At 68.9% G+C, this 25,787-nt stretch carries 27 protein-coding genes; 10 read left to right on the top strand and 17 right to left on the bottom strand.

Going from position 1 to position 25,787, the window contains the following annotated elements; genetic code table 11:
• The first annotated feature begins 97 nt into the window (after positions 1-97).
• Complete coding sequence (gene alr, locus PC39_RS06370; protein WP_353252537.1) at positions 98-1,177, top strand: alanine racemase; 1,080 nt, start codon at positions 98-100, stop codon at positions 1,175-1,177.
• A 167-nt stretch (positions 1,178-1,344) separates the two neighbouring features.
• Here alr and PC39_RS06365 read toward each other — a convergent pair whose 3' ends face one another.
• Positions 1,345-2,256, bottom strand: coding sequence for an alpha/beta hydrolase (locus PC39_RS06365; protein WP_353252536.1), 912 nt, complete (start codon positions 2,254-2,256; stop codon positions 1,345-1,347).
• Positions 2,257-2,369: 113 nt separating this feature from the next.
• Between PC39_RS06365 and radA the strand changes: the two genes are divergently transcribed.
• Positions 2,370-3,734 carry a DNA repair protein RadA gene (radA, locus tag PC39_RS06360; RefSeq protein ID WP_353252535.1) on the top strand — a complete coding sequence of 455 codons (1,365 nt, stop codon included), beginning with the start codon at positions 2,370-2,372 and terminating at the stop codon, positions 3,732-3,734.
• 7 nt (positions 3,735-3,741) lie between these two features.
• On the opposite strand, the gene PC39_RS06355 is transcribed toward radA, so the two are convergent.
• Together PC39_RS06355 and PC39_RS06350 are read right to left on the bottom strand one after the other, a co-directional pair.
• The gene (locus PC39_RS06355) at positions 3,742-5,022 is read right to left on the bottom strand and encodes an HlyC/CorC family transporter (RefSeq protein ID WP_353252534.1); all 1,281 of its coding nucleotides are present in this window, start codon (positions 5,020-5,022) and stop codon (positions 3,742-3,744) included.
• A gap of 72 nt (positions 5,023-5,094) precedes the next feature.
• Positions 5,095-5,913, bottom strand: a complete 819-nt coding sequence (locus PC39_RS06350) for a cytochrome C assembly family protein (protein WP_353252533.1) — start codon at positions 5,911-5,913, stop codon at positions 5,095-5,097.
• Positions 5,914-6,001: 88 nt separating this feature from the next.
• Here PC39_RS06350 and ffh point away from each other — a divergent pair, with 88 nt between their 5' ends.
• From ffh to rplS, 5 genes are all read left to right on the top strand, one after another.
• Positions 6,002-7,366, top strand: a complete 1,365-nt coding sequence (gene ffh / locus PC39_RS06345) for a signal recognition particle protein (protein ID WP_353252532.1) — start codon at positions 6,002-6,004, stop codon at positions 7,364-7,366.
• Between the two features lie 137 nt (positions 7,367-7,503).
• Positions 7,504-7,968, top strand: a complete 465-nt coding sequence (gene rpsP, locus PC39_RS06340; RefSeq protein WP_353252531.1) for a 30S ribosomal protein S16 — start codon at positions 7,504-7,506, stop codon at positions 7,966-7,968.
• A gap of 10 nt (positions 7,969-7,978) precedes the next feature.
• Complete coding sequence (rimM, locus tag PC39_RS06335) at positions 7,979-8,503, top strand: ribosome maturation factor RimM (protein WP_353252530.1); 525 nt, start codon at positions 7,979-7,981, stop codon at positions 8,501-8,503.
• A gap of 72 nt (positions 8,504-8,575) precedes the next feature.
• Positions 8,576-9,325 carry a tRNA (guanosine(37)-N1)-methyltransferase TrmD gene (gene trmD / locus PC39_RS06330; protein WP_353252529.1) on the top strand — a complete coding sequence of 250 codons (750 nt, stop codon included), beginning with the start codon at positions 8,576-8,578 and terminating at the stop codon, positions 9,323-9,325.
• Between the two features lie 106 nt (positions 9,326-9,431).
• Positions 9,432-9,776, top strand: a complete 345-nt coding sequence (gene rplS / locus PC39_RS06325) for a 50S ribosomal protein L19 (protein ID WP_353252528.1) — start codon at positions 9,432-9,434, stop codon at positions 9,774-9,776.
• 320 nt (positions 9,777-10,096) lie between these two features.
• Here rplS and PC39_RS06320 read toward each other — a convergent pair whose 3' ends face one another.
• From PC39_RS06320 to gloB, 4 genes are all read right to left on the bottom strand, one after another.
• Complete coding sequence (locus tag PC39_RS06320; RefSeq protein WP_353252527.1) at positions 10,097-12,778, bottom strand: diguanylate cyclase; 2,682 nt, start codon at positions 12,776-12,778, stop codon at positions 10,097-10,099.
• Positions 12,779-12,868: 90 nt separating this feature from the next.
• A complete protein-coding gene (locus PC39_RS06315) occupies positions 12,869-13,657 on the bottom strand; it encodes an enoyl-ACP reductase FabI (protein ID WP_353252526.1) in 789 nt (262 codons plus the stop codon).
• A 23-nt stretch (positions 13,658-13,680) separates the two neighbouring features.
• A complete protein-coding gene (locus PC39_RS06310) occupies positions 13,681-15,300 on the bottom strand; it encodes a LysM peptidoglycan-binding domain-containing protein (protein WP_353252525.1) in 1,620 nt (539 codons plus the stop codon).
• Positions 15,301-15,362: 62 nt separating this feature from the next.
• Positions 15,363-16,154 carry a hydroxyacylglutathione hydrolase gene (gene gloB / locus PC39_RS06305; protein WP_353252524.1) on the bottom strand — a complete coding sequence of 264 codons (792 nt, stop codon included), beginning with the start codon at positions 16,152-16,154 and terminating at the stop codon, positions 15,363-15,365.
• A 121-nt stretch (positions 16,155-16,275) separates the two neighbouring features.
• Here gloB and PC39_RS06300 point away from each other — a divergent pair, with 121 nt between their 5' ends.
• The 3 genes from PC39_RS06300 to dnaQ all read left to right on the top strand — a co-directional run bounded on the left by PC39_RS06300 (position 16,276) and on the right by dnaQ (position 18,305).
• Positions 16,276-17,052, top strand: a complete 777-nt coding sequence (locus tag PC39_RS06300) for a class I SAM-dependent methyltransferase (protein WP_353252523.1) — start codon at positions 16,276-16,278, stop codon at positions 17,050-17,052.
• Positions 17,053-17,057: 5 nt separating this feature from the next.
• Positions 17,058-17,507 carry a ribonuclease HI gene (gene rnhA, locus PC39_RS06295; protein ID WP_502950862.1) on the top strand — a complete coding sequence of 150 codons (450 nt, stop codon included), beginning with the start codon at positions 17,058-17,060 and terminating at the stop codon, positions 17,505-17,507.
• Positions 17,508-17,570: 63 nt separating this feature from the next.
• Complete coding sequence (gene dnaQ / locus PC39_RS06290) at positions 17,571-18,305, top strand: DNA polymerase III subunit epsilon (protein ID WP_353252521.1); 735 nt, start codon at positions 17,571-17,573, stop codon at positions 18,303-18,305.
• Between the two features lie 24 nt (positions 18,306-18,329).
• Here the strand turns inward: dnaQ and PC39_RS06285 are convergent, their stop codons facing one another.
• The 10 genes from PC39_RS06285 to PC39_RS06240 are packed head-to-tail and all read right to left on the bottom strand — an operon-like array spanning position 18,330 to position 25,753.
• Positions 18,330-20,021 (bottom strand): Na(+)/H(+) antiporter subunit D, encoded by a 1,692-nt coding sequence (locus tag PC39_RS06285; protein WP_353252520.1) that lies wholly within the window; start codon positions 20,019-20,021, stop codon positions 18,330-18,332.
• A complete protein-coding gene (locus PC39_RS06280) occupies positions 20,021-20,314 on the bottom strand; it encodes a hypothetical protein (protein WP_353252519.1) in 294 nt (97 codons plus the stop codon). The genes PC39_RS06285 and PC39_RS06280 overlap by 1 nt, the downstream gene beginning before the upstream one ends.
• Positions 20,311-21,789 carry a proton-conducting transporter transmembrane domain-containing protein gene (locus tag PC39_RS06275; protein ID WP_353252518.1) on the bottom strand — a complete coding sequence of 493 codons (1,479 nt, stop codon included), beginning with the start codon at positions 21,787-21,789 and terminating at the stop codon, positions 20,311-20,313. Before PC39_RS06275 ends, PC39_RS06280 begins: the two co-directional genes overlap by 4 nt.
• A complete protein-coding gene (locus tag PC39_RS06270) occupies positions 21,786-23,273 on the bottom strand; it encodes a monovalent cation/H+ antiporter subunit D family protein (RefSeq protein WP_353252517.1) in 1,488 nt (495 codons plus the stop codon). The genes PC39_RS06275 and PC39_RS06270 overlap by 4 nt, the downstream gene beginning before the upstream one ends.
• Positions 23,270-23,641, bottom strand: a complete 372-nt coding sequence (locus PC39_RS06265; protein WP_353252516.1) for a cation:proton antiporter subunit C — start codon at positions 23,639-23,641, stop codon at positions 23,270-23,272. The genes PC39_RS06270 and PC39_RS06265 overlap by 4 nt, the downstream gene beginning before the upstream one ends.
• A gap of 4 nt (positions 23,642-23,645) precedes the next feature.
• Positions 23,646-24,077, bottom strand: coding sequence for a Na(+)/H(+) antiporter subunit B (locus tag PC39_RS06260; protein WP_353252515.1), 432 nt, complete (start codon positions 24,075-24,077; stop codon positions 23,646-23,648).
• Entirely contained in the window at positions 24,077-24,631 is a 555-nt protein-coding gene (locus PC39_RS06255) for a DUF4040 domain-containing protein (RefSeq protein ID WP_353252514.1), read from the bottom strand. The genes PC39_RS06260 and PC39_RS06255 overlap by 1 nt, the downstream gene beginning before the upstream one ends.
• On the bottom strand, positions 24,628-24,978 hold the full coding sequence (gene mnhG, locus PC39_RS06250; RefSeq protein ID WP_353252513.1) for a monovalent cation/H(+) antiporter subunit G: 351 nt from the start codon (positions 24,976-24,978) through the stop codon (positions 24,628-24,630). Before mnhG ends, PC39_RS06255 begins: the two co-directional genes overlap by 4 nt.
• Complete coding sequence (locus PC39_RS06245; RefSeq protein ID WP_353252512.1) at positions 24,975-25,262, bottom strand: MrpF/PhaF family protein; 288 nt, start codon at positions 25,260-25,262, stop codon at positions 24,975-24,977. Before PC39_RS06245 ends, mnhG begins: the two co-directional genes overlap by 4 nt.
• Positions 25,262-25,753: a Na+/H+ antiporter subunit E gene (locus tag PC39_RS06240; RefSeq protein ID WP_353252511.1), complete on the bottom strand. Its 492-nt coding sequence runs from the start codon at positions 25,751-25,753 to the stop codon at positions 25,262-25,264. Before PC39_RS06240 ends, PC39_RS06245 begins: the two co-directional genes overlap by 1 nt.
• Positions 25,754-25,787: the final 34 nt, after the last annotated feature.

The following is a 25,787-nucleotide window of genomic DNA, read 5'->3' as shown; positions in this document are numbered from 1 at the left end:
TCCCCCTTTACGAAAGGCGGAGGCGAACTCGTGCCTTCGTTCCCCCCTTTGAAAAAGGGGGGATAGGGGGGATTTCCCCGGCCACGAACCACCGGCCGTGAGCCGCGTCCGCGCCACCGTCGACGCCGCGGCCCTGCGCCACAACCTGGCGCGCGTACGGGCCTGCGCGCCGGGTTGTCGGGTCGTTGCCGCGATCAAGGCCGATGCCTACGGGCATGGTGCCTTTCACGTGGTCACGGCCCTCGCCGACGCGGACGCTTTCGCGGTCGCCACCGTCGACGAGGCGCTGCAGTTGCGGTGGGCGGGCGTCAGCAAACCACTGATCGTGCTTTCGGCCATCCGCGGTGTCGCGGACCTGACGGCTTGCGCCGAGCATGGCCTGCAACCGGTGCTGCACGACGCCACCCAGTTGGCGGCGCTGGCAGCCCATGGGGGCCAGGGTCTCGAGGTCTGGATCAAGCTGGATACCGGCATGAACCGTCTCGGCTTTCCCGCGGAGGAGGCCGGCGCGCTCCACCGTCGCCTGGCCGCGCTGCCGGCAGTCCGTCTGGCGGGCTGGATGACCCACCTGGCCTGTGCCGACGACCCCGACGATCCCGCGACCATGACCCAGGTCCGGCGTTTCCATGCGGCGCTGGGCGACCTGCCGGGGGAACGGTCCATCGCCAATTCCGCCGGCATCCTGGCCTGGCCCGACAGCCATGCCGACAACGTGCGACCCGGGATCATGCTCTACGGCGCCTCGCCGCTGCTGGGACGCGACGGTCCGTCGCTCGATCTGCGGCCGGCGATGACGCTGACCGCGCCGCTGGTGGCGCGCAAGTCGGTGGCCGCCGGCGAGGCGATCGGCTATGGCGCCACCTGGCGGGCGCCGGAGGACATGCCCGTGGGGCTCGTCGCCATCGGCTACGGCGACGGCTATCCGCGGCATGCGCCTTCGGGCACGCCCGTGCTGGTCCACGGCAAGCGCGTGCCGCTGGTGGGGCGTGTCTCCATGGACCTGATCACCGTGGATCTGCGCGATTGCCCCGAGGCCGAGGTCGGCGACGAGGCGACGCTCTGGGGCGAGGGACTGCCCGTCGACGAGGTCGCGGCGGCGGCCGGCACCATCGCCTACGAACTGTTCTGCCGGCTGACGAACCGGGTCGAGTTCGTCTATATCGACTCTGAAAGATGATCAGTAACTAACCACAGAGACACAGAGGGCACAGAGACAAAAACGCGTTGACAAAAAAGGCAGAAAGACTGGGTGTCCTGTTCCCCAAATACGCATTCCTTCATGCTTTTGTGTTTTGACGCTTAACGCTCTGTGTTCTCTGTGTCTCTGTGGTTAGTAAAAGAAACCTACTTCGACCCCATCAAGTGTTCGCGATAGAACTTGAGTTGGTCCTGGCTGGAGCGCTTGAAGCCTTCGCCGATATAAATATCGAAGTGCCCGATGTCGTAGTGCACGACCTCCACCAGCTCGTTCAGGTCGCCGGCCTTGGCGGCGGCGTCGGCCGGCGCCACCGAGTCGCGGTCGCAGACCTGGACCAGGGTGGGGCAGTTGAGTTTGGGTACCTGGCGGATCGGTCGGTACAGCCCCAGGGTCAGGCCGGCTCGGGCGCAGAACTCGTTGCGCCAGCCTTCCGGCAGGATGGCGCCGAAGCCGGATAGCGCGTCGTGCGAGGTCATGGCGGCGAAGCCGCCGGGCTCGGCGATGATCGGGATACGGTAGGGGTCGCGGCCGCTCAGCGAGCGGCCGAGGTCGCGCAGCCCGGCCCAGGTCATCTTCAGGGCCTGACCGATACCGGCGTAGCCGATGATATTGGTGAGGGCGGCGAGGCCGTCCATCATCGGTCCCTGGGAGGTCACGGCATCGATGTTGCCGTCGCGCGCCGCGGCCACGATCACATGACCGCCGGAGAAGGAGCTGCCCCAGAGCGCCACCCGTTGGGCGTCCACGCCGTCCAGGGCGCGGGCGCAACCGATCGCCGCGGCCCAGTCCTCGAGCTGGCGCGACACCGAGAGCAACTGGCGCGGTTCGCCGTCGGAATCGCCGAAATAGCGATAGTCGAACAACAGGACATTGAGACCGGCGTTCGAGAAGGCCTCGGCATAGGGCTCCAGGCCGGCGTTCCGGGTACCACCGAACCCATGCGCCATCACCACGCAGGGGGCGCCGTTCGGGCCGGTGAAATCGTCGCTGGCGGGGTGGTAGTGCCAGGCGCGGCAGAGGGTGCCGTTGCTCTGGAATTCGACGTCGCTTCGGTTCATGCCTTCCCCCTTGTCGGATAGCCGCCTAGCGTAACCGCAACTGCGCCGTAGGCACAGGGCCTGTTAACAGGCCCTAGTACAATGCCGGCTCGGTATCCGGGAGCGGGAATCGCATGGCCAAGGCCAAGACCGTGTTCGTGTGCGACCAGTGCGGGGCCCAGCAGCCCAAGTGGGCGGGCCAGTGCCCGGACTGCGGCGCCTGGAACAGCCTGGTGGAGCAGGGCGTGGCCGCCAGCGGCGCGGCGGCGAAGGGCCGCGGCCGGATCGGTTACGCCGGCGAGGCGCGGGTGCGTCTGCTGCGCGACGTGGCGCCCGAGGAGACACCCCGTACCGGCACCGGCCTGGCCGAACTCGACCGGGTCCTCGGCGGCGGCCTGGTGCCCGGCTCGGTGACCCTGATCGGCGGCGACCCCGGCATCGGCAAGTCCACGCTGCTGCAGCAGATGCTCGCCAGCACCCAGCCCCGCCTGCGCGGGCTCTATGTCACCGGCGAGGAATCCCTCGAGCAGGTCCACCTGCGCGCCCAGCGCCTGGGGCTGCCCACCGGGGAGCTGGCGGTACTGGCGGAGACCTGCGTGGAGCGGATCGTCGCGCTGGCGGGGGCGGAGCAGCCGCAGCTCATGGTGGTGGACTCCGTTCAGACGGTGTTCACCGAGACCCTGACCTCGGCGCCCGGATCGGTCTCGCAGCTCCGCGAGTCGGCGGCGGCGCTGGTACGGCACGCCAAGACCACGGGCACCGCCCTGGTGCTGGTGGGGCATGTCACCAAGGAGGGCACCATCGCCGGACCGCGGGTGCTGGAGCACATGGTGGATACGGTGCTCTATTTCCAGGACGAGACCGCCAGCCGCTACCGGGTGATCCGCGCGGTCAAGAACCGCTTCGGGGCGGTCAACGAGCTGGGCGTGTTCGCGATGACCGACACCGGACTCAAGGAGGTGGCCAATCCCTCGGCCATCTTCCTGTCCCGGCACGAGGCGGCGGTGGCCGGCAGCGTGGTGATGGTGGCCCGCGAGGGCACGCGCCCGTTGCTGGTGGAGGTCCAGGCCCTGGTCGACGACTCCCACCTGCACAATCCCCGGCGCGTGGCCCTGGGCCCGGATGCCGGCCGGCTGGCCATGCTGCTCGCGGTCCTGCACCGCCACGGCGGCATCGGCCTGAGCGATCAGGATGTGTTCGTCAACGTGGTCGGCGGCATGCGGGTGCACGAGACCGCGGCCGACCTGCCGATCGTGCTGGCGGCCCTGTCCAGCTTTCGGGACAAGCCGCTGCCGCAGGGACTGGTGGCGTTCGGCGAGCTGGGTCTGGCGGGCGAAGTGCGGCCGGTGCCCGGCGGCGAGGAGCGGCTGCGCGAGGCCGCCAAGCACGGCTTTGAGCGAGCCATCGTGCCGGCCGCCAATGCCCCGCGGAAAGGACGGGATGCCGGCATCCGCGTGATCCCGGTCAAGCGGCTTTCGGAGGCGCTTGACGCCCTCTGAGCGTATCTCAGTCGCCGCGGACCTTGGCCTTGCCTTTGGTGGGGCGGACGCGCACGGTCTTGACCGCGTTGGCGCGGGTCTGGGCGATCTCCAGGACATAGTTGTTGATCCGGAGGCTGGTGCCGGGCTGCGGGATCGCCTCCAGGTGCTCCAGGATCAGGCCGTTGAGGGTCTTGGGGCCGTCCAGCGGCAGTTTCCAGCCCATCGCGCGGTTCAGGGCGCGCAGGGTCACGGAACCGTCGACCAGATAGCTGTCGTCGGCGTCCATGTAGACGTTCTTGGCCCGGGTCGCGGGGTCGGTCGTGAACTCGCCGACGATCTCTTCCAGGATGTCCTCCAGGGTCACGAGGCCCTGGATATCGCCGTACTCGTCGACCACGAAGCCGATCCGGCGCCGCTGGTTCTGGAAGTTCAGCAGTTGCTGGGTGAGCGGCGTGCTCTCCGGCACGAAGTAGGGCTCGCGCGCCAGCGACAGGAGCCGTTCCTTGTCGAGCGCGCCCTCGGCGATGAGCGCCAGCACCCGCCGCAGGTGGACGATGCCTTGAAGCCCGTCGATGGAGCCGTCGTAGATGGGCAGGCGCGTGTGCTCGTTGTGCACGAGCTGCTGCAGAATGCTGTCCCAGTCCTCCGAGATATCGATGCCGACGATCTCGTTGCGCGGCACCATGATGTCCTCGACCGTCGCCTTCTCCAGGTCCAGGATCGACAGCAGCATCTGCTGGTGGCGGCGCGGGATCATGGCGCCGGCTTCCGTGACCACCGTGCGCAGTTCCTCGCTGCTCAGGTTGTGGGCCGCGGCATCCTCCGGCGAGACCCGGAACAGCCTCAGGATGCCGTTGGCGATCCAGTTGATCACATAGACCAGCGGCGCGAAGGTCCGAAGCAGGGGGCCGTAGACGTAGGAGGCCGGGAAGGCGATGCGCTCCGGGTGCAGCGCGGCCAGGGTCTTGGGCGTGACCTCGGAGAAGATCAGCACGATCACGGTCAGCGCCACCGTGGCGCCGAGCACGCCCAGGTCGCCGTAGAGCCGGATACCGATCACCGTCGCCACCGCCGAGGCGGCGATGTTCACCAGGTTGTTGCCGAGCAGGATCACGCCGATCAGCCGATCCGGACGCTCGAGCAACCGGGACGCGCGGCGGGCGCCGCCATGGCCGGTCTTCGCCAGGTGCTGGAGGCGGTAGCGGTTGAGGGTCATCAGCCCCGTCTCGGAGCCGGAGAAGAAGCCGGAGAGGACCAGCAACAGGGCCAGGGCGCCGAACAGGTACGGCAGTGGGATTTCGTTCAAGAACCGACGCGCCTCGTGCGTATGGACGTTCTGTGTACTGTCGGCGCTAGCGGGGTGTCAAGCGGGACCTGGCTACCAGTGGCGTCCCAATAGCCATTCCAGCACGAGTTTGCTGCCGAAATAGGCCAGGATCAGGGCGCCGTAGGCGCTCAGCGTCCAGCGCACGGCCACGCGTCCGCGCCAGCCGAAACGCCAGCGTCCCCAGAGCAGGATCGCGAAGGCGAGCCAGGCGGCCAGGGAGAGCACCGTCTTGTGCACCAGGTGCTGCGCGAACAGGTCTTCCACGAAGAGCACGCCGGACAGGATCGCCAGGGACAACAGGAAGAAGCCCGCGGCAAGCAGCCGGAACAGCAGGGTTTCCATGGTCTGCAGCGCGGGCAGCGCCGCCACCGGCCCGCGCGGTCGCCGGTCGTGGAGTTGGCGATGCTGGATCGCCAGCGCCAGCGCCTGTACCGCGCCCAGTGTGAGCAGACCGTAGGCCAGCAGGGAAAGCAGGATATGGGTCTGGATCGGCCAGGCCAGGGCGGCGGTGGCGGGGTTGCCGCGGGGCAGCAGGGCGTCCGCGACCACGCAGGCGGCGGCCACCGGGTATACCGCCAGACCCAGGGCCGCCACCGGCTGCCGCAGCGAAAACAGCCACAACAGCAGCGCCGCCTGCCAGGCGAACAGGGACAACGCCCCGCCGACGCCGATCGAGAGGCCGCCGTGGCGAATGGCGATATGCCCCAGGAGCACGAGGTGCAGGGCCAGCGCCAGGGCGCTTAGCGTCCGCGCCGGCCACAGGGCGCCGTTGTCGCGCATGTGCCGCCAGGTGGCCAGCGCGGCGCCCGCGTAGGCGACCACGGCCGCGAATACGAGTAGTGGCGATAGTGCGTCCATGGGGGCGGACATAGTCGCACAGGGCCGGGCGCCGGGGAAGTCGGCGGCACGTTATAATGCACCGGACGATTACCGATCACCGCAAACCCCCCGGTTCCCCATGTTCGAAAGCCTCAGCGACCGCCTCAACCGTAGCCTCAAGCACCTGAGCGGGCGCGGCCGCCTCACCGAGGACAACATCAAGTCGACCCTGCGCGAGGTGCGCATGGCGCTCCTCGAGGCCGACGTCGCCCTGCCCGTGGTGAAGGATTTCGTGGACCGCGTGCGAGAACGCGCCGTGGGCACGGAGGTGATGCAGAGCCTCACGCCCGGCCAGGCGCTGATCAAGGTCGTACGCGAGCAGCTCACGGAAGCCCTCGGGGCGGAGAGTGCCGGCCTCGATCTGCGTACGCAGCCGCCGGCGGTGATCCTGATGGCGGGCCTGCAGGGCTCGGGTAAGACCACCACCACCGGCAAGCTGGCGCGCTATCTGCGCGAGCGCGAGAACAAGCAGGTTTTGGTTGTGTCCTGCGACGTCTATCGTCCGGCGGCGATCGACCAGCTCGAGAACGTCGCCGGGCAGGTCGGGGTGGATTTCTTCCCCAGCCGCGGCGACCAGAAACCCGAGGCGATCGCCCGCGACGCCCTGGAGCGGGCCCGCAAGGGCTTCTACGACGTGCTGATCGTGGATACCGCCGGCCGTCTCGGCATCGACGACGCGATGATGGACGAGATCGGCCGCCTGCACGCGGCGCTGACGCCGGCCGAGACCCTGTTCGTGGTCGACTCGATGACCGGCCAGGACGCGGCCCGCACGGCCGCCGCCTTCGGCGAGGCCCTGCCGCTGACCGGCGTGGTCCTGACCAAGGTGGACGGCGACGCCCGCGGCGGCGCCGCGCTATCGGTGCGGCACGTGACCGGACGGCCGATCAAGTTCCTGGGGTCGGGCGAGAAGCTGGACGCCCTGGAGCCCTTCCATCCGGACCGCATCGCCTCCCGGATCCTGGGCATGGGCGACGTTCTGTCCCTGGTCGAGGAGGCCGAGCGCAACGTCGACCGCGACGAGGCCGAGAAGCTCGCGGCCAAGCTCAAGAAGGGCAAGGGCTTCGATCTCGACGATCTGGCCGCGCAGTTGCGGCAGATGCAGTCCATGGGCGGGCTCGGGTCGCTGATGGAGAAGATGCCCGGCGCCGGTCAGTTGCCCAAGGGGGCCGGCGCCATGGCCGACGAGGGTCAGTTGCGCCGGATGCTGGCGATCATGGATTCCATGACCCCGCACGAGCGCCGTTTCCCGGCGGTGATCAAGGCCAGCCGCAAGCGCCGCATCGCCAGCGGCTCGGGGACGCAGGTCCAGGACGTCAATCGTCTGCTCAAGCAGCACATGCAGATGCAGAAGATGATGAAAAAGTTCTCCAAGGGCGGCATGCGCAAGATGATGCGGGCGATGCAGGCCCAGGGCGGCGGGCTGCCGCCGGGCATGGGTTGAGCGCCCTCGATCACGGTTGACTTCACATTTCGCGCAAAAACCGTACAATGCGCGTTCTCCCGCGCGGGATGGTGGTCTCCGCGCGTCATCGGCCCGCCGGCGGCGGGTTCGTCCAATAGGATTCGCAAGTAAGGCATATGGTCAAGATTCGGCTCGCCCGGGGCGGCGCGAAAAAGCGGCCCTTTTACCACGTGGTGGTTACCGACAAGCGCAACCGTCGCGACGGTCGCTACATCGAACGTGTCGGTTTCTTCAATCCGGTCGCGATCGGCGGCGAAGTGCCGCTGCGCCTGGACGTGGAGCGCATCCAGCACTGGCAGGAGAAGGGCGCCCAGACCTCCGAGCGGGTGCTGAACCTGCTCAAGCACTTCAACCGCCACGGCGAGGAGACCGCGCCGCAGCGCGCCGCCCCGCCGCAGAGCAAGCCCAAGGACAAGCCGGCGCCGGAGAAGGCGCCCGAGCCCGAGGCCAAGGCGCCCGAAGCCGAGGCTGAGGCCGCGCCCGCCGCCGAGGCCGAGGAGCCCGAGGCCAAGGCCGCCGACGAGTCCGACGCCGGTCAGGCGGCGGACGCGGACGAGGGCGGCGACGCCGACAAGGCCTGACCCGCCGGCCATGACCGCCGGGTCCGGCACGGTCCTGCTGGGCCGCATCAACGGGCTGTTCGGCGTGCGCGGCTGGGTCAAGGTCTATTCCTATACCGACCCGGCCGCTAATATCCTCGATTTTCCCCTCTGGCATGTCGGCCGCGACGGCGAGTCGCGGCCGATGCGTCTCGTCGAGGGCCGTGTCCAGGGCAAGGGCCTGGTGGCGCGGCTGGCCCCGGCGGACGGTGATCCCATAGACGACCGCGACGAAGCGGCGGCCCTCGTCGGCTGCGACATCGCCGTGGACCGCGACGACCTCCCGCCGCTGCCGGAAGGCGAATACTACTGGGCCGATTTGCTGGGCCTGCGCGTGGTCAACCGCGAAGGCGACGAGCTCGGCACCGTCTCGCACATGATGGACACCGGCGTCCACGGCGTCCTGGTAGTGAACGGCGAGCGCGAACGCCTGATCCCTTTCGTGCCCGGCGTCATCGTCGACGACGTCGACCTCGCGGCGGGGCGGATCACGGTAGACTGGCTTCCCGATTGGTGATTCGTGATCGGTGATTGGTGATTCGATGCTGCCAATCACGAATCACCGATCGCCCATCACACCCTAAAAAAGATGCGCTTCGACATCCTCACCCTGTTCCCGGATTTCGTCGCCGCGGTCGCCGGCTACGGTGTCACGGGCCGCGCGGTGGATCGAGGTCTCCTGGATCTGGCCACCTGGAATCCGCGCGAGGACGCCGGCAACCGCCACGGCAGCGTGGACGACCGGCCGTTCGGGGGTGGCCCCGGCATGGTGATGCAGGCGCCGCCCTTGCGGCGGAGCCTGGCGCGTGCGCGCGACGCCCGGGGCGGGGACGGTGCCCCGGTCATCGCCCTCACGCCCCAGGGCGAACGCTTCGACCAGGCCTGGGCGGCGCGCCTGGCCGCCGGGCCCGGCGCGATCCTCGTCTGCGGGCGCTACGAGGGTATCGACGAGCGCTTCATGGCCGCGGATGTCGACCTGGAGTTGTCGATCGGCGATGTCGTGCTCAGCGGCGGCGAACTGCCGGCGATGCTGGTGGTGGATGCGGTGGCGCGACTGCTGCCGGGCGCCCTGGGCGATGCCGACTCCGCGGCCGAGGACTCGTTCTCGGCCGGCCTGCTCGACCACCCGCATTACACCCGGCCGGCCGGCCTGGACGACGTGGCCGTGCCGGAAGTCCTGTTATCCGGGGATCATGCCGCGATCGCCCGCTGGCGCGAGAAGCAGGCATTGGGGCGCACCTGGCTGCGCCGTCCCGATCTTCTGGAAGGGCTGACGCTCACGGAACGCCAGCGGGAGCTGCTGCACGAGTTCATTCGCGAGACGGGTGGTTCGCAATAGCCGCGCGACCCGTTATAATGCGCGGCTTTCCGGCCGGTCCACGGCCGTGGCCGCCACCGCAAGTGCGCCGACGTCCGGCGCCCACGAGGCAACAGGATTCAAGATCATGAGCGACATCATCCGGGAGCTGGAAGCCGAGCAGCAGAACAAGACGGTGCCCGATTTCGGGCCGGGCGACATCGTGGTTGTCCAGGTCCGCGTGAAGGAGGGCGAGCGCGAGCGACTGCAGGCCTTCGAGGGCGTGGTCATCGCCAAGCGCAACCGCGGCATGAACTCGGCCTTCACGGTGCGCAAGGTCTCCCACGGCGAGGGCGTGGAGCGCGTCTTCCAGACCTTCTCGCCGCAGCTCGCCGAGATCCAGGTCAAGCGCCGCGGTGACGTCCGCAGCGCCAAGCTCTATTACCTGCGCGAGCGCAGCGGCAAGTCCGCCCGGATCAAGGAAAAGCTCTAGCGTCCGCCGCCGGCTCGTCCCGGCGCGGTCCTCGAAACCCCGGCCCGGAAACGGGCCGGGGTTTTTTGTGCCTGTGGCCGGAAGAGGTTAGCCGCGGATGAACGCCGATTAGCGCCAGTCTTGTCCTTTTGAAATACGTATCGGGCGCTGGTGGGTTGCGAGAGCGGCAGATACTTTCGAGGCGGTTAGTGGAAGGCCATCCACGGATTACTCAGATAGACACGGATTCAAAACGCAATCTGTATCCATCCGCGTCATCTGCGGATTGTTTTTCTTCGTGACAGCGTAGCGCCACGGCAATCCGACACCCTTCGGAACCGCTAGCTATCCGAGCCGAGCGGCAAGGCGCGCGCCACGGTCATGCCGTGCACGTGCACCTGGTTGCGGCCGCGGCGCTTGGCCTCGTAGAGGGCGTCGTCCGCGTGCTTGACGATGGCCTTGTAGCTGCGCCCGTCGGCCGGGTAGGCGGCGATGCCGATAGAGACGGTGATTCCCGGCAGGTCCGGGTCGTTGGCGGTGGTGGACATGATCACGCTGCGCAGGCGCTCCGCGACCCGGATCGCGGCCGTGCTGTCGTGGCCGGGCAACGCGATCACGAATTCCTCGCCGCCGTGCCGGGCCGCCAGATCGCCGGCGCGCATTTCGCTCTGCATGCGCCTGGCAACGCGGCAGAGGATGTCGTCGCCCACGGTATGGCCATGCTCGTCGTTGACCCGCTTGAAGTGGTCGATGTCCATGATCAGCAGCGACAGCGGGGTCTCGTGCCGCTTGGCGTGAGCCAGCAGGCGCGCGACCTCTTCCTCGAACCAGCGCCGGTTGAACAGGCCGGTGAGCGGGTCGCGGATGGCCTGTTCGCGCAAATCCTCGTTCAGGCGGAGATTGGCCAGCGCCAGGCCCATCTGCTCGTTCAGGGCCCGCAACAGGGTCAGGTCGGCCGCGGTATCGTCCTCCGGGGTATCTTCCTGCACCGCGTATTCGATGGTGAGCAGGCCGGTGGCCTGGCCGCCGACCATGATCGGCAGGCAATGGCTCGCGTGCCGCGAATCCGCCATGTGCGCGCAGGCCGGGGCCGTGGCCTGATCGGGCGCATAGCTGTGAAGCTGTCCCCGGCGCAGGGCCCAGCAGTCGCTGATCTCCAGGCTCGGCCGCCTCAATTCCGGGATGTCGCCCCAGCAGGCCGATTGCTGCAGGATATCGCCGGGATGGCGCCCGCTCAGGTAGATCGCGCCGCTGGTGCCGGGAAAGATCTGGGGCACATAGCGGGCGGCGATATCCGCCACCTCCTTGGCCGAGCGGCTGGAGGACAGCAGGCTGGAGGCCTCGTTGAGCCGCAGCAGTGCTGTGTTGCGCTCGCGCCAGCGCTGCGAGGTGCGTTCCAGGGCCCGGGTACGTTCCGCGACCACCGCTTCCAGCTCCTCGCTGAGGCGCTGGTAGTTCTGGACCGCACGCACGCGCTGATCGATGTCCTGCGCCACCGCGATGTAGCGCTCGCGGCCCTCATCGGTCTCGGGCAGGCGCGAGACGAACAGTTTCACCCAGATCGACTCGCCGTCCTTGCGCTTGAAACGCTGTTCGATGCTGTAGCTGTCGAGTCCGTGCTCGGTGAATTTGTCGGCCAGTGTCCGCGCCTGGGCCTGATCCTCCGGATCGGTGATGGCGCAATAGTCCAGGCGCGCGATCTCGGTCTCGCTGTACCCGGTCATCTCGCGGAAAGCCTGGTTGGATTGGCCCAGTCGGGCCTTGTCGTCCACCAGGACGATACCCACTGCGGCCTGGTCGAAGACGCCCCGGAACAGGCGTTCGCTGTGGTCGCGTTCCCGCGCCGCCCGTTTGCGCGCGGTCGCGTCGTTGACCATGCACAACACGTAGGTGCCGTCGTCGGCCGGCGTGACCCGGGAATAGAACCATTCGCCCTCCAGCGGTCGGCCGTCGGCACCGAGGCTGCTCAACTCGCGCGACCCGGTGTCCGCCTCGCCCGCGATCAGGGCGCCGAGGTCCTCGGCCAGGCGCGCGCGTTCCGGCGCCGGCAGGAACGGCAGCTCCGAAGCCGACAGGCCGCAAATGGTGTCGGCGTCCTGGCCCCAGAACCGGGCGGCCGTGTTCGACCAGCGCAGCACCCGCAGATCGTTGTCGAACGAGATGCAGGCCAGCGGCGCCGCGTCGAAATGGGTTTCCAGGATTTCGAGAAGATCCTGTGCGCGGCGCCGGGCCTTTTCACGCTCGTCGACGGACATGGCCGACGCGACGATGCCGCTGACATTGCCGTCCTCGTCGGGCAACGGATGAATGGAGCAATCCAGGTGCAGGCGCCGGCCGTCGGCCACCTCGGCGATCGCGTCGAAACGCGTGGAGTCGCCGAGGCGCGCCCGCGCCACGGCATCCGCCATCGCCTGCACCATCGCCGGATCGTGATCCCACCAGCCGGCGACCGGCAGGGGTCTGCCGCGCAGCGCCTCGATGCCGCTATCGGAGAGGGCGAGGGCGGGGCGGTTGACGTCGACGATGCGGCCCTCGGTATCCATCAGGGCCACGAACATGTGTGGACCCATGCGGTCCAGCACTTTGTAGAGGGTGCTCTGGGCCTCGGCGCTGCGCCGGCGTTCCTGCTCCAGCTCGCGCGATGATTCCCGGCGCAGGCCCCGGTAGGCGCCCAGGAGCAGGACCAGGGCGCTCACGCCGGCCAGCAGGTAGAGCGTGGTGGTCACATCGTTGTCCACCATGAGCGGGAGGCTCGCGGGGTGCTGGAGTACCCAGATACTGAGACCGAAGGTGGCCAGCACCGATACGAATCCGGCGCCGGGTACCTGTGACAGCGCGCTGTAGCAGACCGCCAGCAGCAGTAACAGCAGCGGGGTCTGGATCTCGGCGAAGCGGTCCAGGAGGAAAGCGCCCAGCAAGGCTACGACGAGCGGCAACAGTCCGCTGGCCAAGGCCTTGACTGTGACCCGACAAAGCGGGCCTCGCAGGTCCAGCGGACCGCGCAGCATACGGGTGTCGAACATCCGAAACGCCCTCCCTCGCCTCTGTAACGGCCGGGTCGGGGATTACTTGAGACCGGCGGGCCGTGCGGGGACGGGCCCCGCACGGCGGGGTCAGTCCTCGATCGCGGCGTTCATGCCCATGATGTGGTAGCCGGCGTCCACGTACAGGGTCTCGCCGGTGATACCCGCCGCGAGATCCGAGCAGAGGAAGGCCGCGGCGTTGCCCACGTCCTCGATGCTGACGTTGCGTCGCAGCGGGGCATTGGCCTCGGCGTGGCTGAGCATGGTGCGCATGCCCTTGATGCCGGCGGCGGCCAGGGTCTTGATCGGACCCGCGGATATCGCGTTGGCGCGCACGCCGCGGCCGCCCAGGTCCGCGGCGATGAAGCGGGTGTGCGCCTCCAGGCTGGCCTTGGCCGGACCCATGATGTTGTAGCCCGGCACGGCGCGCTCGGCGCCGAGATAGCTCAGCGTGAGCAGGGCCGAGCCGTCCACGAACAGCGGGCGCGCCGCCTTGGCCAGGGCCGCGAAACTGTACGCGCTGATGTCGTGGGAGATGCTGGCGGCCTCGCGGGTCACGCTATCGAGATAGCTGCCGGCCAGGGCCTCGCGCGGGGCGAAGCCGATCGCGTGCACCAGGATGTCGAGCCGGCCCCAGCGTTCTTCCAGGGCCTTTACGACGTCCTCGATCTGACCGTCGTCGGCGACGTCCAGGGGCAGGACGATATCGCTGTCGAGTTGCGCCGCCATCTCGGCGACGCGCGGCTTGAGCTTGTCGCCCTGGTAAGTGAACGCCAGCTCGGCGCCCTCGCGATGCATCGCCTGCGCGATGCCCCAGGCGATCGAGCGCTTGCTCGCGACGCCGGTGATCAGCGCGCGCTTGCCTTCAAGGAATCCCATGTATCTCTCTCCGCGTTATTGGATCAGCCCGGCCGCAGGCGCAGCCGCTGGCCCGGCCGGATGGTATTGTCGCCGATATTGTTCCAGGTCTTGAGGTCTTCCACCGCCACCTGGAAGCGGTTGGCGATGGACCAGAGGGAATCGCCCGCGCGCACACGGTAGGAGTCACCCGTCGGTCCGGCGGCCCGAATCTTCAGGGACTGCCCGGGGCGCAGCACCGAGTCGGTGGTCAGGCCGTTCCAGGCCCGCAGCTCGGCCACGCGCACGTCGAAGCGCCGGGCGATGGTCCACAGGGAATCGCCGCGCCGGACCCGGTATTCGCGCACGGCGTCGCCGTTGCCGCGCACCGCCAGGGTCTGCCCGGGCCGGATTACCGCTCCCGGGGCGAGGTCGTTCCACTCGCGCAGCTCGGCCACGGTGACGCCCAACCGTTGCGCGATCAACCAGAGGCTGTCGCCGTTGGCGACCGTGTAGCGGCCGGACGGGCCAGCCGACGGGGCGGACGGCGGTGGCGCGCCGGCCTCGGCGCCCACCGGAATGAGCAGGTACTGGCCGGCGCGGATCAGGCTGCCGCGCAGGTCGTTGACTTCGCGCAGCACGGCCACGCGGGTCCCATAGCGCTCCGCGATGGTGCCCAGGACCTCGCCCTGGCGAACGCGATGGCGTCGCCAGGTCACCAGACTGTCCGGATCGCGCGCCGCGATCGCCTCGCGCAGGCGATCGACACGGTCGCTGGGCACGAGCAGGCGGTGCGGGCCGTCCGGGGGGGTGGCCCAGCGGCGCACGCCCGGATTCAGGCGCTGCAACTCGGATTCGGGCATGCCCATCATCTCGGCGGCCACCGCCAGCTCGATCTGGCCGGGCAGGGTCACCAGCTCGGTCACCGGTTCGTTCGGCACCGCCGGCCATTCGAAGGCGAAGCGGTCGGCCTCGCTCAGGATCTGCCGCACCGCCATCAGCTTGGGAACGTAGTTCTCGGTCTCGCGCGGCAGATCCAGCGACCAGTAGTCCGGGTCGTCCGAGCGCGACAGCGCGCGGTCGACCCGGCCCTCGCCGGCGTTGTAGGCGGCCAGCGCCAACGCCCAGTCGTCGTAGCGGCCGTGGAGCCATTCCAGGTAATCCAGCGCCGCGTCCGTGGAGCGCAGGACATCCCGGCGGCCGTCGTGCCACCAGTTGTCGTCCAGCCCGAACCGGCGGGCCGTGTAGGGCATGAACTGCCACATGCCGGAGGCCCGCGCATAGGAATAGGCCGTCGGATCGTAGCCGCTCTCCACGATCGGCAGCAGCGCCAGATCCAGGGGCAGGTCGCGGGCTTCGAGTTCCCGCACCACGTGCCACAGGAACGGGCGCGCGTTCTCGGCCACGCGCTGCAGGTGCTCGGGACGCGAGGCGAAGAACTGCACCCAGCGGCGCACCCGCGCCCGCTCACTGTTCTCGGGCATCTCCAGCCCGTCGCGGATGGTCTGCCAGAGGTCGTCGGACAGCGGAGGGGCGTTATCGGGCACCGGCACCGGCTCGGGGGCCGGGTCGGCAGCGGCGGCCTCGACGGTTGCGTCGCTTCCCGTGGCGATGATCGGCGTCTCGCCGCCGATATTCCCCTGCTGCAGGGGATCACCGGCGCAGCCCGCGAGACTCAGCAGCAATCCCAGCGCGGGGATCGCCGCGGACCGTGCCCGTGACCGGGCAGAGGCGCAAGCGCCGGGCACTAGAAGCTGTCTTTCCATGCCCGGACCACGGCGAATACGTCGTCGGCGTCCGGCAGCGCACGTCCTGCATGTGCTTCGGCGGCCCGCACCAGTGCCGGCTCGTCCCAGCGCATGAACGGGTTCACGCGTTTCTCGAGGGCGATGTCCGACGGCGGGGTGGGCCGGTCCTGGTCACGCAACCGGCGGACTTTCCGGAGTTGCCCGGCGATGTCCTCGTTGTTCGGCTCGACGGCCGCGGCGAAAGTCAGGTTCTTCACGGTGTATTCGTGGCCGCAGTAGACGCGGGTGTCGTCCGGCAGCTCGCGCAGCTTGTTCAGCGAGGCTCGCATCTCGGCCGCGTCGCCCTCGAACAGCCGGCCGCAGCCGCCGAAGAACAGGGTGTCGCCGGAGAACAGGGCACCGTCGCCGACATAGGCGATGTGGCCCGAGGTATGGCCGGGCACGTCGATCACGCGCAGGGTCGTGTCCAGGCCCGCCGGCGTGACCGTGTCGCCTTCTTTCAGCGGATGGCTGAGGCCGGGGATCGGGCGGCTCTCGTGGGCCGGGCCGTATACCGGTACCTCGCCTTCGCGCAGCAGCCGCTCGATGCCGCCGGTATGGTCGGGGTGATGGTGGGTGACCAGGATCGAGGCGAGTTGCGCGGACCGCCGCGCCAGCTCGGCCAGCACCGGCTCGGCCTCGCCGGGATCGACCACGACCAGGGATCTGTCGCCCGCGTCACCGTTGTCCGGCGACAGCGCCCAGATATAATTATCGGCCAGAGCCGGCAGCGGGGTGATTTCCAATGTCATGGCGTCCGGATGTTGCCAATCGGCGGAGCCAAAATCAATTGCATAACGAGCGCACGTGCGTGCCGGCACCGCCCGCGGGCGGGATGACGCGACCCGTGCGCTATCGGGCGGTGGCGCTTTGATGCCGGGGGTTCGTGGCGAGAACGGCACCGAGGCCGCCTTGCGATGGCTGGAGACGCCGCGCGGCCGCCTGCTGCTGCGGCGCCAGCGGGAGCAGTTGCTCGACGTGCTGCCGCATCTGTACGGCTACCGTCTGCTACAGATCGGTGACTGGGGGCTCGACCGCAAGCTGCTGGAATCCAGCGCCACCCTGTGCCACTGGGTACTGGGGCGCGGCGGCCAGGCCGATGTGCTCATGGACGGCGAATCCCTGCCGGTCTGCAGCCGCTGTCTGGACGCGGTGATCCTGCCGCACAGCCTGGAGTTGGCGTCGTCGCCGCACCGGCTGCTCCGGGAAGTCGACCGTGTGCTGTGCGATCATGGTCACGTGGTGATTCTCGGTTTCAATCCCTACACGCCCTGGTGGCTATGGTCCCGCGTCGCCCGTCGCGGGCGGGCGGGCGAGATGGCCCGCCACCGCCGCTGCTATGCCCTGGGCCGGGTACGGGACTGGCTCGACCTCCTGGATTTCGAACTGGTGCGCATGACCCGTTTCGGTGTCGGTTTCCCCTATGCAAGCGCGACCCGCGTGCGGGACGAAGGCGGCTCGTTCTGGCGCCAGCTTCCGGCGGCCCTGTCGCAGTCCTACCTGATCGTGGCCCGCAAGCGGGTGGTGCCGCTGACGCCGGTGCGGCCGGCATGGCGCCGTCCCGGCGTGGCGCCGTTGCCGGGCGGCGTGCCCGAGCCGACGCCGCGTGTCGGTTGTGCCTCCGTCCAACCGGCGCGCCGGGCGGCGTGAGCGAGGTGGTGATCCATACCGATGGCGCCTGCCGCGGCAACCCCGGGCCGGGCGGCTGGGGGGCGCTGCTCGAATACAAGGGCCGGCGCCGCGAGCTGCACGGCGGCGAGCCGCACACCACCAACAACCGCATGGAGCTGATGGCCGCGATCCGTGCGCTGGAGACCCTGAGCCGGCCCTGCCGGGTAATCCTCTACACCGACTCCAACTATGTGCGCGACGGTATCGACGGCTGGCTCGCCAAGTGGAAGCGAAACGGCTGGAAGACCGCCGCCCGCAAGCCGGTGAAGAACGCCGACCTGTGGCGGCGCCTGGACGAGGCCGCACAGCGCCACGAAATCGAGTGGCACTGGGTCAAGGGCCACGCCGGCAATCACGGCAACGAAGCGGCCGATGCCCTGGCCAACAAGGGGATCGACGAGCTTCTGGCAAAGCAGGCCACGGGTGACGGATAACGGGGTACGGGAAGGCCCCGGTTTTTCTGTAACCTGTCCCCAGTAGCCCGCAACCCGAGAAAAATGCGCCAGATAGTCCTCGACACCGAGACCACCGGCCTGGAGCCCGAACACGGGCACCGGATCATCGAGATCGGCTGTGTGGAGATGGTCAACCGCCGTCTCACCGGCAATGACCTGCACCTGTACCTCAACCCCGACCGCGAGATCGATGCCGGGGCCATCGAGGTCCATGGCATCACCCTCGAGTTCCTGGCCGACAAGCCACGGTTCGAGGACGTGGTCCAGGACCTGTTGGCCTACCTGGACGGCGCCGAGCTGGTGATCCATAACGCCCCGTTCGACGTCGGTTTCATCGACCATGAGCTACGCCGGGCGCGTGCGGCGGTCGCCGCGATCGAGGAACGCTGCCGGGTGATCGACACGCTCGTGGAAGCCAGGCGCATGCACCCGGGCCAGCGCAACAGCCTGGATGCGTTGTGCAAGCGCTACGAGATCGACAACTCGCGCCGCGAGCTGCACGGGGCGCTGCTGGACGCCCAGATCCTCGCCGAGGTGTACCTCGCCATGACCGGCGGCCAGACCGCCCTGACCCTGGGCGAAACGGCCGGCGGCGCCGAGCATGCCGCCGAGGTCGCGGAACTCGCCGAGCGCCTGGCGGCGGCCGGCCGGCGGCCGCGCGTGCTGCGCGCGCCGGACGCCGAACGCGAGGCGCACCAACGGTACCTGGGAATGCTGTCGGAGGCCGCCGGCGGCGACTGCCTGTGGCGCGAACTGGCGGGCGACTACGGTGATTAGCATCCGCTAATCACCAATCACGAATCACAAGTAATAAAAGAGCAGATACGCCGCCAACAGCAGCGATACCCACGCCACCATACCGCTGGTAGCCGTTGTCCGCGCCAGCAGCCCCTGCGCCGAGAACGCGCGCCCCAGGTAATGGCCGGCGCGGTCGCCCAGCCGGCACAGCGTGTCGATCGTCTCCCCGCGCGCCGAGACCGTGGCGTTCCGGGCCGCGGCCGCGGCCGCCGGCAGCGCCCGCCGGTAGATCCAGTCGAAGTCCAGGTTCACCGAGCGCAGCTCCGGCGGGTAGATGCCGGTGCGCATCAGGACCGTGAACGCCAGTGCCGAGAACAGCAGCAACTGCATCTGGGTGAGCACATGCCCGCCGGTGTAAGGCTCGTAATCGACGGCGTAGGGCAGGATCGCGTACAGCGGGTCCGGGTAGCAGCCCAGACCGATGCACAGGACGGCGGTGATCCCCATCGCCAGGAGCATGTTCCAGGGTGCCTCGCGGCAACGGATGCCGGAATCGTGGGCGAAGAAGGCGAAGAACGGGATCTTGATGCCGGAGTGATGGAACACGCCGGCGGAGGCGAACAGCAGCACCAGCCAGACGATCCAGGCGCCCTGGTAGGCGGTGGCGCTCAGGATCAGGGACTTGCTGATGAAGCCCGAGAACAACGGGAACGCCGAGATCGAGGCCGCACCCACGATGCAGAAGGCCGCGGTCCAGGGCATGGACTTGTACAGGCCGCCCAGCTCCGATCCCTTGACCGTGCCCGCGCGCAGCAGCACGGCGCCCATGGTCATGAACAGCAGCGCCTTGTACAGGATGTGGGTGAAGGCGTGCGCGGCGGTGCCGTTCAGGGACAGCTCGGTGCCGATGCCCACGCCCACCACCATGAAGCCGAGCTGGTTGTTGAGGCTGTAGGCCAGCACCCGCCGCAGGTCGTTCTCGATCACCGCGTAGAAGATCGGGAAGGCGGTCATCACGGCACCGATCGGAATCAGGATGTCGGTGCCGGCATAGCCGCGGGCCAGGGCATAGATCGCAAGCTTGGTGGTGAACGCCGACAGCACCACGGTGCCGGTCGGGCTGGCCGCCGGGTAGGCATTCTGCAGCCAGTTGTGCAGGAACGGGAACGCGGCCTTGATACCGAACGCCAGGAAGATCAGCCAGCCGGCCAGCCCCTGCAGGCCGATCGCGCCGAAGCCGGGATCGCCGGTGACCCGGATGTAGGCGATGGCGCCGGCCATGAGCAGCAGACCGGAGGTCACCTGGATCAGGAAATAACGCAGGCTCACGCGGTAGGTGCCGGGGCCGTTGGCGAGGATCACCAGGACCGAGGCCAGGGCGGTGGTCTCCCAATAGACGAACAGGGTGATCAGGTCGCCGGCCAGCACCGCGGCCACCGCCGCCCCGGCGTAGACCAGCGAGGCCGCCGGCTCCAGGCGGCCGCGTACCCGCAGCATGAACAGGCCGCAGAGTCCGGCGGCGATCAAAAAAATCAAGGCGAAGACGAAGGCCAGCGGATCCAGCCGCAGCGGCGTCAGGGTGTAGCCGAGCAGTTCCGCGGTTACCAGGGTCGGGCGCGGCAGCGACCACAGCCAGGCGCCGGCGGCGGCCGGCGCCGCCACCAGCAGGCCCGCGCGCAAGCGATAGGGCAGCAGCGGCTGGATCAGGCCGGCGCCGATCAGGATCCATCCCGGATTCTGCAGCCAGGCCAGCATCAGGAGGCGTCCCCGTCGTCGTAGTAGTCTTCGGATCGCATCAGGACCCGGCGCAGGACCCGGGCCGCCAGCACCAGTCCCACGCAGGCCACGAAGCCGAACCACGCGTAGAAGCCGAACCAGCCGGCGAAGGACAGGGTCTCGTGCCGGTGGACCACGAACTCCAGCAGGACGCTCAGGGCGCACAGCGCGTACAGGCCGTGGACGATGCGGTCCACGTTGCGCGGATGCTCCAGGCGGCCCTTGCCGGGATCGGGATCGATGCGGGGGGCGTTGTCGGGTCTCTCGCTCATCGTGGCAGCCACTCCCCGAGCAGCAGGAGCAGGGGGGTCACGCCGAAGAACAGGGCCACGCACCCGGCGGCGGTGATCACCGGCGGCAGTACGCAGGCCGCGGGCGCCTCGTGCCAGCCGCCGGGCGCGTCCCCGGCGGGACGCAGCAGGAAGCCCCGCAGCGGGATCTCCAGCAGGTAGACGATATTCAGCAGCGAGCTTATCGCGAGCACCGCCAGTATCAAGGCGTGGCCGGCGTCCACCGAGCCCATCATCAGATACCACTTGCTCCAGGTCCCGCCCAGGGGCGGTAGGCCGATGATCGACAACGCCCCCAGCAGGAAGGCCCCGAAGGTCAGTGGCATGACCCGGCCGAGGCCGTCCAGCTCACTGACCCGGGATTTGTGCAAGGCGGTGTAGATGGCGCCCGCGCAGAAGAACAGTGTGATCTTGCCGAACGCGTGCATCACGATCTGCAGGCCGCCGCCCACGATCCCCAGCGGCACCGCGAGGGCCGCGCCGGCCACGATGTAGGCGAGCTGACTGATGGTGGAATAGGCCAGGCGCTCCTTGAGGTTGTCGCGGGTCAGGGCCACGACCGAGGCCGCGAGCAGGGTGAAGGCCGCGATCCACAGCACCGGCGTGGTGACGTCGCCGGTGGCGGCGAAGTCCAGGCCGAAGACGTAGACCGTGATCTTGAGCACGGTGAACACGCCGGCCTTGACCACGGCCACGGCGTGCAGCAGGGCCGAGACCGGGGTGGGCGCGACCATCGCCGCCGGCAGCCAGCGGTGGAACGGCATCAGGGCGGCCTTGCCGATGCCGAAGGCGAACAGGAGGTACAGCCCGGCGGCCGCGGTCGGCCGCAGGTGGCCGGCCAGGATGCCGTCGGGCGCGAATTCCAGGGTGCCGGCGGCCAGCCACGTGAGCACGATCGCCGGCAGCAGCAGGCCGATCGAGGTGCCGAGCAGGATGCCCAGGTAGGTGCGGCCGCCGGCCTTGGCCTTGGCGTCGCCCTTGTGCGCGACCAGGGGATAGGTCGACAGCGTCAGCAGTTCGTAGAACAGGAACAGCGTGAGCAGGTTGCCGGAGAAGGCGATACCCATGGCCGCGGCCAGGGCCAGGGCGAAGCAGATGTAGAACCGCGTCTGGTGGCCCTCGCCGTTGCCGCGCATGTAGCCGATGCAATAGATCGCGGTCACGATCCAGAGGCCGGAGGCCACCAGGGCGAACAGCAGGCCGAGCGGTTCCAGGGTGAGGGCCAGCCGCAGGTCCGGCAGGATCTGCAACAGGGTCAGGTCGGGGCGGGCGCCGGCGAGTACCGGCGGCACCCAGCTACAGACGCTGGCGAACAGCAGCACGGCGGTGCCGATGCTGACCGCTTCGCGCAGGTTGGGCCGGTGCGCGAGCAGTGCGATCGCCGGGCAGGCCAGGACCGGCAGCAGCAGCGGCCAGGCCGGGCCGAGCCCGCGCAACAGTTCCGCGACGGCGCTCACGGGCCGCCTCCGAGCAGGCCCGCAGCGGCGGCGCGCGCGTAATCGGCCGCGGGAGTGGCGTACAGCCCCAGTCCGATGCTGGCGGCGACGAGCAGCCAGGTCGCGGCGAGCATGCCGACGGGGGCCTCGCCGGCCTCGATGTGGGCCGCCGGCGTCCGGAAGTAGAGTGCCTCGATCAGCCTGCCGATATACACGATCGACAACAGCGAACTTGCCAGGATGGCCGCCGCCAGCCAGCCGCGGCCCTCGGCCAGCACCGCCTCCAGCAGATACCACTTGCTGATGAAGCCGGCCGTGGCGGGCACCCCGACCAATCCCAGGCCGCCGGCGACCAGCGCGGCGCAGGTCCAGGGCATCAGCCGTCCCAGGCCGGCGAGATCGTCGATGCGGCTGCCGCGCACGCGCCAGAACAGGGCGCCCAGGGCCATGAACAGCGCGCCCTTGATCACGGCGTGGTTGAGCAGGTGCAGGATGCCCGCCGTGAGGCCGGCGGCCGTGGCCAGGCTCGCGCCGAGCACGATATAGCCGATCTGGGCGATGCTCGACCAGGCCAGCAGGCGCTTGGCGTCGGCGGCGTAGATCGCGGCCACCGAGCCGTAGAGCATGGCCGCCACCGCCAGCAGGATCAGGATCTCGCCGAGTGGCAGGGTGCCGAAGGCGTAGCCGGCCCCGAACACCGTGAACAGGAAGCGGATCAGGGCGTAGGCGGCGACCTTGGTGCCGGTGGCGGCGAGGAAGACGCTGACCGCCGAGGGGGCGTACGCGTAGGCGTTGGGCAGCCAGAGGTGCAACGGCACCAGCGCCAGCTTGAGGCTGATGCCGACCACGATGAAGGCCAGACCCGCGCGGACCGTGTTGGTGTCCTCCACCGCCGGCAGGCGTGCGGCCAGGTCGAGCATGTTCAGGGTGCCGGTCATCTGGTAAAGGAAGCCGACGCCGATCAGCAGGAAGGTGCCGCCGATGGTGCCCATCACCAGGTACTGGAAGGCCGCCAACAGCGCCCGCCGCTTGGCGCCCATCGCGATCAGGGCGTAGGAGGACAGCGACGAAATCTCCAGGAACACGAACAGGTTGAAGGCGTCGCCGGTGGCGACGATGCCCAGCAGGCCGCTCAGACACAGCAGCAGCAGGCAGTAGAACAGGTAGACGCGTTCGCCGTTGATCTCCGCGGCCACGCTGCGGCGGGCATAGGGCGCCAGCGCCGCGGCGATACCGCCGACGATCATCAGCACGAAGGCGTTGAGGGCGTCGATACGGTATTCGATGCCCGCGGGCGGCGCCCAGCCGCCCATGTGGTAGCTGACGGGACCGTCGGCGGCCACCCGCATGGCCAGCACCACCGCGATCGCGAAGGTCGCCGCGGTGGTGGCCGCATAGACGGTCCAGGCGGCGTTGCCGCGGCGCAGCAGCACGCACAGCGGTGCGGCGACGAGCGGCAGCACCACCTGCAGGGCGGGGAGCTGGGACAGCAGGTGCTGGATCATGCGCCGCTATCCCGGTCCCGGTCGAGTTCCAGGATATCGTCCTCCTCGACGCTGCCGTAGGCCTCGTAGATACGCACCACCAGCGCCAGGGCCAGGGACGTGGTCGCCACGCCCACCACGATGGCGGTCAGGATCAGCACGTGCGGCAGCGGATGGCCGTAAGTGGGATCGCCCTCGGTCAGGATTGGCGCCGTCCCGCCGCGGACCTTGCTGACCGAGATGTAGAACAGGAACACCGCGGTCTGGAAGATGTTGAGCCCGATCAGCTTCTTCACCAGGTTGTCGTGCCCGATCAGGATGTAGAAGCCGATCATCATCAGGACGATCACGATCCAGTAGTTGTAGAGGCCGACGAAGGTGTCGAGCATGGCGTCAGTCCCCATCCCGGCGCCGGCCGCGGCCGGCGAAGACGAAGAAGAAGCCCGTGACCACGGCGGTGACGGTCAGGCCCACGCCCAGCTCGACCACGATGATGCCGATGTGCTGCCCGTGCTTGGGGTGCTGGGCCAGGGCGTCGTAATCCAGGAAATCGTGACCCAGGAGCATCGTGGCGATGCCGGTGCCGGCGAACAGCAACAGGCCGGCGGCCGCCAGCCAGCGCAGAATGAACGGCGGTACCACGCGGCGCGCCTCGGCCAGGCCGAATACCAGGGCGTAAAGGATGATGGCCGCGGACACGATCACGCCGGCCTGGAAACCGCCGCCGGGGCTGTACTCGCCGTGGAACTGGACGTACAGCCCGAACAGCAGGATCGGCGGCGCCAGGGTCTTGGCGATCACCCGCAGGATCGTGTGCTCGCGCATCAGTCGTCCTCCCCGCGCCGGCGGCCGGGCGGCGCGCCGAGCAGCATCAGCACGGCCACGCCGGCGGTGAAGATCACCGCCACCTCGCCCAGGGTGTCGAAGCCGCGGTAACTGGCCAGTACCGCGGTCACGATGTTGGGGATGCCGATCTCCTTGCGGCTGGTCTCCAGGTAATGCCCGCGCAGGGGGTGCGTCTGCGCGGGTGTGTCCGGATCCGCGTAATGGGGCATGTCGAGGGTGGCGTAAATCAGTCCCGCGCCGGTGGCCAGCGTGATCAGAAGGGCGAGGCCGGTGCGGTAACGGGAGACCGGCTTCTCCTGCGGCTTGGTCAGCGCAAAGGTGCCCAGGAACAGGACGGTGACGATGCCTGCGCCCACGGCGGCCTCGGTCAGGGCCACGTCCACCGCATCCATGAGCACGAACAGGCTCGCCGAGAGCAGGCTGAACAGGGCGGTGAGCATGGCCACCGGGAATACCGTGCGCAGCCGCGCGATGGTCAGCGCGACCAGCACCAGGAAGGTCAGCAGCACGATGTTGAGGGATTCCTCGATCACCGCTTGTCTCCGTCGCCGCCGCGTTCGCCCCCGCGATCGTCGTCGGCCAGGCGCGGCCGCAGGCCGGCGCTCAGGGCGGCGTTCGCGAGGGCGTGCGTGGCCGTGGGGCTGGTGAACAGCAGGAACAGTGCGATCAGCGCCAGCTTGGCGGTGACCAGTGACCAGCCGGCCTGCAGGGCCAGTCCCAGCAGGATCAGCAGCATGCCGCCGGTGTCGGTGACCGAGGCCGCGTGCATGCGCGTGAAGAAATCCGGCAGCCGCAGCATGCCGATGCCGCCCACCACCGCCAACAGGGCCCCGGTGACCAGGAAAACCCAGCTCGCGATGTCCAGCGCGACGGCCGTCATACGTCGCCGTCCTCGGGCCGGTCATCGGCCCATCCCAGATCGCCGTACTGCATGAACTTGAGCACCGCGATCATGCCGATGAAGTTGATCAGGGCGTAGACCAGCCCGATGTCGAGGAACTCCGGGCGGCCGTTGACGAAGCCCAGGACCGCGATGAACAGCACGGTCTTGGTGCCGAAGACATTGATCGCGAGGATGCGGTCGTAGACCGTGGGGCCGAGCATCGCGCGGACCAGTAGCAGCAGCATGGTCGTGACCACGCCTGCCATCGCCGCCAGGAACATCAGCCGCGGCGCCCCGTGACGCGTTTCTCCATCGCCAGCACGCGACGCTGCATCTCGCCGCCGGCCAGGCGCTCGACATTGTCGCGGACCAGACCGTGCACCTCGACCGTACCGCGGGTCAGGCCGACAGAGACCGTGCCCGGGGTGAGCGTGATCGAGTTGGCGAAGATGGTCTGACCGAGCTCGGTCTTCTCATCCACCGGGATGCGCCGCAGGGTGGGCTCGATGCCGGTGCCCGGCAGCAGGATGCGACGCACGACGTCCAGGTTGGAGCGCAATATCTCGCGCAGCAACCAGAGCCAGTAGCCCGGCAGGACGCCGAGCAGGTGCAGGGGCTGGGTCTCGTGGTCGATGGCGGCCATCCGGCCGGCCAGGAACAGGACCAGGGCACAGGAGGCGGCTCCGAAGCCGAGCAGCAGGGGACTGTAATGGCCCGACAGGAGCAGCCAGATGGCGCTCAATATCAGGGCCATGCTCAGCGTGTGTCGCATGGTCGCTGGTCATCGGGCGGAACGAATTATCGCC

This window comes from Salinisphaera sp. PC39, assembly GCF_040361335.1.
Lineage (GTDB): Bacteria > Pseudomonadota > Gammaproteobacteria > Nevskiales > Salinisphaeraceae > APNM01.
The sequence above is the reverse complement of the archived record's forward strand: the minus strand, read 5'-3'. Positions and strand labels throughout refer to the sequence as shown.

What these genes read in the sequence shown, in the direction of transcription:
- PC39_RS06365 (WP_353252536.1), bottom strand. Translation starts at nt 2,256, where the DNA reads ATGAACCGAAGCGACGTCGAATTCCAGAGCAACGGCACCCTCTGCCGC.
- radA (WP_353252535.1), top strand. Translation starts at nt 2,370, where the DNA reads ATGGCCAAGGCCAAGACCGTGTTCGTGTGCGACCAGTGCGGGGCCCAG.
- PC39_RS06350 (WP_353252533.1), bottom strand. Translation starts at nt 5,913, where the DNA reads ATGTCCGCCCCCATGGACGCACTATCGCCACTACTCGTATTCGCGGCC.
- ffh (WP_353252532.1), top strand. Translation starts at nt 6,002, where the DNA reads ATGTTCGAAAGCCTCAGCGACCGCCTCAACCGTAGCCTCAAGCACCTG.
- rpsP (WP_353252531.1), top strand. Translation starts at nt 7,504, where the DNA reads ATGGTCAAGATTCGGCTCGCCCGGGGCGGCGCGAAAAAGCGGCCCTTT.
- rimM (WP_353252530.1), top strand. Translation starts at nt 7,979, where the DNA reads ATGACCGCCGGGTCCGGCACGGTCCTGCTGGGCCGCATCAACGGGCTG.
- trmD (WP_353252529.1), top strand. Translation starts at nt 8,576, where the DNA reads ATGCGCTTCGACATCCTCACCCTGTTCCCGGATTTCGTCGCCGCGGTC.
- rplS (WP_353252528.1), top strand. Translation starts at nt 9,432, where the DNA reads ATGAGCGACATCATCCGGGAGCTGGAAGCCGAGCAGCAGAACAAGACG.
- PC39_RS06320 (WP_353252527.1), bottom strand. Translation starts at nt 12,778, where the DNA reads ATGTTCGACACCCGTATGCTGCGCGGTCCGCTGGACCTGCGAGGCCCG.
- PC39_RS06315 (WP_353252526.1), bottom strand. Translation starts at nt 13,657, where the DNA reads ATGGGATTCCTTGAAGGCAAGCGCGCGCTGATCACCGGCGTCGCGAGC.
- gloB (WP_353252524.1), bottom strand. Translation starts at nt 16,154, where the DNA reads ATGACATTGGAAATCACCCCGCTGCCGGCTCTGGCCGATAATTATATC.
- PC39_RS06300 (WP_353252523.1), top strand. Translation starts at nt 16,276, where the DNA reads ATGCCGGGGGTTCGTGGCGAGAACGGCACCGAGGCCGCCTTGCGATGG.
- dnaQ (WP_353252521.1), top strand. Translation starts at nt 17,571, where the DNA reads ATGCGCCAGATAGTCCTCGACACCGAGACCACCGGCCTGGAGCCCGAA.
- PC39_RS06285 (WP_353252520.1), bottom strand. Translation starts at nt 20,021, where the DNA reads ATGCTGGCCTGGCTGCAGAATCCGGGATGGATCCTGATCGGCGCCGGC.
- PC39_RS06280 (WP_353252519.1), bottom strand. Translation starts at nt 20,314, where the DNA reads ATGAGCGAGAGACCCGACAACGCCCCCCGCATCGATCCCGATCCCGGC.
- PC39_RS06270 (WP_353252517.1), bottom strand. Translation starts at nt 23,273, where the DNA reads ATGATCCAGCACCTGCTGTCCCAGCTCCCCGCCCTGCAGGTGGTGCTG.
- PC39_RS06265 (WP_353252516.1), bottom strand. Translation starts at nt 23,641, where the DNA reads ATGCTCGACACCTTCGTCGGCCTCTACAACTACTGGATCGTGATCGTC.
- PC39_RS06260 (WP_353252515.1), bottom strand. Translation starts at nt 24,077, where the DNA reads ATGCGCGAGCACACGATCCTGCGGGTGATCGCCAAGACCCTGGCGCCG.
- mnhG (WP_353252513.1), bottom strand. Translation starts at nt 24,978, where the DNA reads ATGACGGCCGTCGCGCTGGACATCGCGAGCTGGGTTTTCCTGGTCACC.
- PC39_RS06245 (WP_353252512.1), bottom strand. Translation starts at nt 25,262, where the DNA reads ATGTTCCTGGCGGCGATGGCAGGCGTGGTCACGACCATGCTGCTGCTA.
- PC39_RS06240 (WP_353252511.1), bottom strand. Translation starts at nt 25,753, where the DNA reads ATGCGACACACGCTGAGCATGGCCCTGATATTGAGCGCCATCTGGCTG.